This is a genomic window from Skermanella aerolata KACC 11604, from assembly GCF_000936425.1.
In the GTDB taxonomy this organism is placed as follows: Bacteria; Pseudomonadota; Alphaproteobacteria; order Azospirillales; family Azospirillaceae; genus Skermanella; species Skermanella aerolata.
Map to the genome: position 1 here is coordinate 250,068 of NZ_AVFK01000008.1, position 6,031 is coordinate 256,098.

Annotated in this window: 7 protein-coding genes; 5 read left to right on the plus strand and 2 right to left on the minus strand. The window is 61.1% G+C overall.

Annotated features, from left to right (window positions below):
• The first annotated feature begins 8 nt into the window (after positions 1 to 8).
• Genes N826_RS13150 through N826_RS13160 form a run of 3 tightly spaced genes read left to right on the plus strand, consistent with a single transcriptional unit; the run spans position 9 to position 1,629 of the window.
• Positions 9 to 941, plus strand: a complete 933-nt coding sequence (locus N826_RS13150; RefSeq protein WP_044429454.1) for a DnaJ C-terminal domain-containing protein — start codon at positions 9 to 11, stop codon at positions 939 to 941.
• Complete coding sequence (locus tag N826_RS13155) at positions 941 to 1,294, plus strand: chaperone modulator CbpM (protein WP_052831168.1); 354 nt, start codon at positions 941 to 943, stop codon at positions 1,292 to 1,294. Before N826_RS13150 ends, N826_RS13155 begins: the two co-directional genes overlap by 1 nt.
• 47 nt (positions 1,295 to 1,341) lie before the next feature.
• Positions 1,342 to 1,629, plus strand: a complete 288-nt coding sequence (locus N826_RS13160) for a DUF3253 domain-containing protein (protein WP_044429458.1) — start codon at positions 1,342 to 1,344, stop codon at positions 1,627 to 1,629.
• Between the two features lie 26 nt (positions 1,630 to 1,655).
• Here N826_RS13160 and N826_RS13165 read toward each other — a convergent pair whose 3' ends face one another.
• A complete protein-coding gene (locus N826_RS13165; protein WP_044429334.1) occupies positions 1,656 to 2,273 on the minus strand; it encodes a DedA family protein in 618 nt (205 codons plus the stop codon).
• Between the two features lie 434 nt (positions 2,274 to 2,707).
• Between N826_RS13165 and N826_RS13170 the strand changes: the two genes are divergently transcribed.
• A complete protein-coding gene (locus N826_RS13170; protein WP_044429336.1) occupies positions 2,708 to 4,417 on the plus strand; it encodes a glycosyltransferase family 39 protein in 1,710 nt (569 codons plus the stop codon).
• 59 nt (positions 4,418 to 4,476) lie between these two features.
• The gene (locus tag N826_RS13175) at positions 4,477 to 5,187 is read left to right on the plus strand and encodes a class I SAM-dependent methyltransferase (protein WP_044429338.1); all 711 of its coding nucleotides are present in this window, start codon (positions 4,477 to 4,479) and stop codon (positions 5,185 to 5,187) included.
• Between the two features lie 23 nt (positions 5,188 to 5,210).
• Here N826_RS13175 and N826_RS13180 read toward each other — a convergent pair whose 3' ends face one another.
• Positions 5,211 to 5,612, minus strand: coding sequence for a GtrA family protein (locus N826_RS13180; RefSeq protein WP_044429339.1), 402 nt, complete (start codon positions 5,610 to 5,612; stop codon positions 5,211 to 5,213).
• Between the last annotated feature and the right edge of the window lie 419 nt (positions 5,613 to 6,031).

Sequence of the window (6,031 nt, forward strand, 5' to 3'; positions counted from 1 at the left end):
TGCCGATCATGACCGATCCATATGAGATTCTAGGACTTTCCAAGACAGCCTCAGACGACGACATCCGCAAGGCTTACCGTAAGCTGGCGAAGAAATACCACCCGGACCTCAATCCTGGGAAGGCGGACGCCGAGACGCGCTTCAAGGAGATTTCCGCCGCCAACGCGCTGCTCTCCGATCCCGAAAAGCGTGCCCGGTTCGACCAGGGCGAAATCGACGCGTCGGGCACCGAGACGCCGCGGAATTTCTACCGTGGATTCGCCGATGCCGGAGGCGCACGGCGCTACGGCGGCGAGGAGCATTTCGTCGACAACGAAGATCTGGAAGGCTTCTTTTCCGACCTGTTCGGCCATCGCGGCTCCGCCGCGGGCCAAGCGGCCGGCGGTTTCCGGATGCGCGGCGGCAATGTGACCTACTCCTTGCGCGTCCCGTTCCTGGATGCCGTCAAGGGTGCCCGCAAGCGCCTCAATCTTCCCGATGGACGGACGCTGGATGTCGATATACCGGCGGGCATCGCCGCCGGCCAGACCGTTCGCCTGAAAGGGCAGGGCGGTCCCGGGATGGGCGGCGGTCCGGCCGGCGACGCCTTGATCGAGATCGAGGTCGAGCCTCATGCACTGTTCCGCCGTGACGGCAACGACATCAGGATCGACCTGCCGGTGACGCTTGCCGAAGCTCTGCTGGGCGGCAAGGTACGGGTGCCGACCGTCGACGGCCCCGTCGCCATGACTGTGCCGAAGGGAGCGAACAGCGGTACCGTGTTGCGGCTGAAAGGGAAGGGAGTCCTGGCGGCCAAGGGCGGAGTAAGGGGAGACCAGTACGTCACCGTGCGCCCGGTCCTGCCGACCTCTCCCGATGCCGAATTCGAGGAGTTCATCCGCCGCTGGTACGAGAACCATCCGCAAGACTCCCGGATCGATCCGGGCAATGAGACGGAGTGATGACGATGATGGCGCTGGAGCAGGTGCTTGCCACCGTCGGACGGCTTGACCGCCGCGACCTGACCGTATGGATCGAACGTCGTTGGGTCCGGCCGCGTCACGAGGCAGGCGGGTACCTGTTCACGGACCTTGATGTGGCCCGCGTCACGCTGATCTGCGATATGCGCCATGACATGGCGATCGACGACGAGGCGATGCCGGTGATCCTGGGACTCCTGGATCAGGTCTACGGAATGCGGGCGCGGCTGCGCCATCTTGTCGACGCCGTCGCGGCGCAGCCGGAGGAGGTGCGGCTTGCCATTGCGGCGGAGCTTGGCCGCAGGATCAGGCAGGACGATGAAGATCGTCGGTGAGTCAGGCGGCCATAGCCTCAAGGCGCCGGTTCTGCTATGACGCGGACATGAGCGAAGACAAGAAAGAAGATCCGATCACCCAGCGTATCCTGGCGATGATCGAAGACGGCGGGTCCTTCACCCCTCAAGAGGTGGCGCAGGCCTTCTATAAGGACGTCAAGTCACCCGGCATGCCGCCGGACGGCTGGCACAAATACATGACGGCGGTGCGCCAGCAGGCGATCCATCTGGCGCGTGCCGGCCGCCTCCAGATCACCCGCAAGGGCGAGCCGGTCGACCCGAACAATTTCAAGGGAGTCGTCCGCCTGCGCAAGGTGCCGCCGGAAGCCGGCTGACACCTTGGGATCAGGGCAGCCTGGGGTCAGTTCGCTGTCGTGGCCTTTACGGTATCCGCCACCAGCGCCGCGGCATCGGCCCGGCGCTTCTTCCACCGGTTGACCAGCACGGCGCCGGCCGTAAACAGCACCAGCACGCCCAGCAGGACGAGCGACAGGGTGCCTGCCGCTTCGCCGACAACGTGCTGAAGCGCCATTCCCGCCAAATACCCCGCCCCGGCGAAGCAGACCGCCCATATGCCGGCGGCGATGAAATTGAGGAAGGCGAAGCGCCGCCAGGACAGTGTGCTCATCCCCATGGCGAAGGAACTGAAGTTCCGGATGCCGTAGATGAAGCGAAAGCTGAGGATGAAGGCGGTGCTGTACTTCTCAAGCAGACCCAGCGCCTTGTCCACGCCCGGCTGCCAGCGTGGATAACGACGCAGCATCCGGGCGCCGGCATGACGGCCGAGCGCGAAATACAGCTGGTCTCCCAGGAAGCTTCCGGCCCACGCGCAGGCGACCAGCGTGACCAAGTCCACCATGCCTTCCCGAGCGGCGATGCCGGAAAAAATGACGATCGTCTCGCCTTCGAGGAAAGTCCAGGCCGCCACGATCCCGTAGAAGAAATCGCCATAACGGTTGATCAGGTCAATGATTTCCATATCGTTCCAACGAAGGTGCCTCCGGCAGGGTCTTAAAGCCTGAACCTTGATCGCAAAGCAACTTGACCGTAGTGTCTCCGCCGGCCCAATCCACGAGCATGGCCATTCAAGCCTAAGGCGGACAGCCATGATCGAGAGAGCGCCGGCATCAGGCGCATGTTATAGGATGTTCGGCTGCTGTACGCGTATATTGAGGCCGGAATATGGTCGTCGCCCTGGTTCGACCGGGTGGCAGTGGGTGAGGCTGGATAAGCGAATGTCGCCCGCAGTGGAATTAACACGTAATTAGCATGTTGACCGGATATTCGCGTAGTGGCATCTGGGATGAATGTCTCAGCGCCTCTCGCACGGCGGTAGCAATGGCGTAAAGAAAAAAGCGTGTCGCCGAATTCTCAGCGGGACGCAAGGCAAAGGCATCGTCAGGGTTTACTCCCATGAAATTCTATCGGTTTGCCGTTATTTCCGGCGACAACGGGGATGCGCGCAGTAGCGGGCGGAAAGGCCGCCTTGTCTTCGACATGCTGTCGGCGATCGTTCTGACCGTCGTGCTTGTTCTGGTATGCATCACCTTCCAGGACTACGGCATCAGTTGGGACGAGGAAATTCAAAACACTTACGGCAAGAAGATCCTCTCCTACTATCTGAGCGGTCTTGAAGATCAGTCCGTCTTCAAGCACTTCAACCTGTATCTATACGGCGGTTCGTTCGATCTGATCGCCGCCATCGTCAACACGGTTTCGCCTTTCGGCGAGTACGAGACCCGGCACCTGCTCGGGGGATTGACCGGCGCTCTCGGACTGGCCGGCGTCTGGAGGCTCGGGCACCTGTTCGGCGGTCCGCGTGTCGGCTTCCTTGCCCTGATGCTGATGACGGTGACGCCCGTCTACTACGGGCATATGTTCATCAATCCTAAGGACATCCCGTTTGCCTGCGGCATGGTCTGGTCGCTCTACCTGATGTGCCGTATGATGGAGTCCTTGCCGCGGGTGCCGCTGAAATCCGCGCTGCTGCTGGGTGCCGTTCTCGGACTTACGCTCGGGACCCGCATCATCGGCGTCCTGGCCGGCTTCTATCTCGCGTTGGCGCTGGTGCTCTATCTGGTGCTCGAAAGCCGTTCTGGTGCCGGACGGCGGGAGGTGACCTACAAAGCGGCCCGTATCGTGCTGTCCTTGCTGCCCATGCTGCCGGTGCTCTACCTGACGATGGCTTCGGTTTGGCCCTGGTCATGGCAGGAACCGCTCAATCCCGTCCGCGCCGCGACCGTCTTCGCCAACTTCCCGTGGCCGGGATCGGTGCTGGTCAACGGCACCATGATCAAGGCGACGGAGCTGCCTGCCTATTATCTGCCGCTGTTCATGGTTGCCCAGCTGCCGGAACTCGTACTGGCCGGACTCATGGCCGCCTTCCTTGTGGGAGGCTTGGGGCTGACGAAGGTTCTGACGACTGGAAAGGGCATCGGTGAGCTTCTTAAGGAAGCGGCAAGGCCGGTGGTCCTGCGATTCTTCCTGTTGATCCTGTCGGCCCTGTTCCCGCTGATCTACTTCATGGTTGCCCGGCCGCTGGCACTCAACGGCATGCGGCACTTCCTGTTCATGCTGCTTCCCTGTACCGTTCTGGCCGCGCTCGCGCTCGACCGCCTTTGGACATGGGGGGCCGAGCGGTGGCCCGCGAGGCAGTGGGCGATAGCGATGCCGTTGGCCGTAACCATCATTTTCCAAACCTGGTCGATGGTCCGCCTGCACCCGGAAGAATACATTTTCTATAATCAGCTTGTCGGCGGAGTAGCCGGTGCCGACGGCCGGTTCGAACTTGACTACTGGGGCACATCGATCGCCGAGGCGACCGAGATCATGGAGGCCAAGCTGAAGGCGGAGAACGGCGGCAGGCTGGGTGGCCGCTACAAGGTCTTCGTCTGCGCCAACCCGACATCGGCCCTCTATTTCCTGCCGCCGAATTTCGTCCTGACGGAGGATAGGCGAGAGGCCGATTTCTTCGTGGCGCTGACCCTGTCCGGATGCGACAAGACCTCGGACGGCAAGATCATCGCCGAGGTCAGCCGCTTCGGCGCCAAGCTTGCGGTTGTCAAGGACCGGCGTGATTTCGTCGGCAGGCCGGTTGCCAGGGTTGCCAAGCCGCTTAACTGATAAGAAACTGTCGAGAACAACAGAAACCAAGACAAGCTGCGGGGAGGCTGTTCGGAACCATGACTTCGTGGATCGACTTCTGGGACCGCCCCAACGCAGTTTATGTCAATCAGCGCAACCTCGATGCCCATTTCGAGTGCCTGACGCGAGACCTTGAGCACTTCGTCCCGGTCGGTGGCAGGAAGGTCGTTCTCGATTTCGGCTGCGGAGAGGCGCTGGGGGCAGAGCGCTTGGCGAAGGGATGCTCCACCCTGTACCTCTACGATGCCGCGCCGGCGGTCCGTAGACGGTTACGGAAGCGCTTCGCGCATAACGGACGTATCATCGTTCTGGACGATCAGGAACTGCGGCAGCTCGACACCGGCAGTATCGATCTTGTCCTGGTCGTGTCGGTCATCCAGTACCTTCGGAAGAACGAACTGGTTTCCCTGCTGCAATCCTGGCATCGGCTGCTGAGGCAGTCCGGTGAACTGATCGTGGCCGACGTAATCGAGCCAGGGACGCCGATAATCCTCGACGCCGCTAGCCAGTTGAGGTTTGCCTGGAGCAACGGTTTCCTTATGCCGGCCCTTGCGGGAATGGCCCGCATGTTTTTCTCCGACTACCGGGAGCTTCGCCGAAAAGCCGGCTTTGCCATGTATCCGGCTGGCGAAATCCTGGAACTGCTGCGTGAGGCTGGTTTCGATGGGGCAGGGCTCCCGCGCAATCCGGGTCCGGGACGCCACCGTCGAGCCTATCGCGGGCGGAAACTCGCCGATGCGCCAGCTTGACAGGATCGAGTACGTGCGGTGGATCAGCCTCGCGGTTTGTCCGTCGCAAATGTCCAGCCGCGATTGCCGAGATAACTCCAGGCCATGACCAAGATCGTTGCCGTGATCTGAGCCGGCAGATAATGGATGTCGGCGCCTTCCGTGAGCAGCGCCATGATGACGCTGTTGAGCACGAGACCCAATAAGGCGACGGTAAGGAACTTTGCGACCGTTGGCGTGTGGTCCTTGTCGCTCCGGAAGACGAATTGATAGTTCAGCAGATAACTGATCGCAGCGCCGACGGTGAAGCCGGCTCCCGAGGCCGGCACGGGTGAAACGCCGACCTGTTCGCTCAGCAGGATCAGCACCCCGTAATGTCCGACCGCCGCGATGCAGCCGACAAGGGCAAATTCGACGAACTGCGGAAAGACGTGGCGCTTCGGCATCAATGGGATTTCGGCAATGGAACTCGGACCGGGGATATACGTATCCGTTGATAACGTGCATGCTCCTGAACTGGCAAGAGCGCCGCGGTCCAAGGGCAGTAACAGAGGGTCGTCAGAAAAAATTCATGGGCATCGAATTTCAGTCTGGACAGGTCCCCTCGTATTCCCATATAAGGCGCTCCCCACACGGAGCCAGCCGGCGACGAGCCGGAAGGAACCAAGTGGGGCGCTTATAAAAGCGATGTATTCAGCCGCATGGCTGAGGAAGATCAAAGAAAATCTTCTTCGTGCTGTTGACAGGAGCTGAAAGATCGACTAGTTAAGCGCAGTGTTCGAAGCGAGCTTCGGGCGTCGACACTTTAAAGAGTGTCCTGGATCTTTGACAAGTTGATGATTTGAGAAGGGATGCGCAGGCGGCG